Genomic DNA, 1,059 nt, shown 5'->3' with positions numbered 1-1,059 from the left:
GACGAGCAGCGTCGGCATCTTGTGGAGTTGGTGTCGGGTGAGGTTGCGGTGGTGTTGGGGCATGCGGGTGCGGGGAGTGTGGGTGCGGGGCAGGCGTTCAGTGATCTGGGTTTTGATTCGTTGACGGCGGTGGAGTTGCGTAATCGGTTGAATGCCGTGACGGGTCTGCGGTTGCCTGCGACGTTGATTTTTGATTATCCGTCGCCGGGTGTGTTGGCGGAGTTTTTGCGGGTGGAGTTGGTGGGGGAGGGGGTTGTTGCTGAGGTGGGTGTTGGTGAGGGGGTTTTGGGTGGTGTTGTGGTGTCGGAGGATCCGATCGCGGTGGTGGCGATGGGGTGTCGTCTTCCGGGTGGGGTGGGTTCGCCGGAGGATTTGTGGCGGATGGTGGTTGAGGGTCGGGATGGGATTTCGGAGTTTCCGGAGGATCGGGGTTGGGATGTGGGGCGGTTGTTTGATCCGGATCCTGACAGGGTTGGTAAGTCGATGGTTCGGCATGGTGGGTTTTTGCATGGTGCGGGGGAGTTTGATCCGGGGTTCTTCGGGATTTCTCCGCGTGAGGCGTTGGCGATGGATCCGCAGCAGCGGTTGTTGCTGGAGGTGTCGTGGGAGGTGTTGAGGTGTCGTGGGAGGTGTTGGAGCGGGCCGGGATTGATCCGGTCTCGCTGAAGGGCAGTCGTACGGGCGTCTTCGCCGGAGCCATGTACCACGACTACGCCACCACACTGACGCGCGTACCCGACGAGCTGGAGGGCTTCCTCGGCAACGGCAACGCGGGCAGTTTCATCTCGGGCCGGGTCGCGTACACCTTCGGCTTCGAGGGCCCGGCGGTGACGGTGGACACGGCGTGTTCGTCGTCTTTGGTGGCGATGCACTCCGCGATGCAGGCGCTGCGCAGCGGTGAGTGTTCGCTCGCGCTCGCCGGCGGTGTCGCCGTCATGGCCACACCCGGTAGCTTCGTGGAGTTCTCGCGGCAGCGGGGGCTTGCGCCGGATGGGCGGTGCAAGTCGTTCGCGGCGGGTGCGGACGGGACTGCGTGGGCCGAGGGTGTGGGTCTGGTTT

At 64.1% G+C, this 1,059-nt stretch carries 1 pseudogene; it reads left to right on the top strand.

What is annotated here, in order from left to right:
* A pseudogene (locus tag ADK64_RS42560) lies at positions 1 to 1,059 on the top strand (beta-ketoacyl synthase N-terminal-like domain-containing protein); the annotation flags it as partial.

This window comes from Streptomyces sp. MMG1121 (assembly GCF_001280015.1).
Classification (GTDB): Bacteria; Actinomycetota; Actinomycetes; order Streptomycetales; family Streptomycetaceae; genus Streptomyces.
This window is presented reverse-complemented; position numbering and strand designations above follow the sequence as displayed.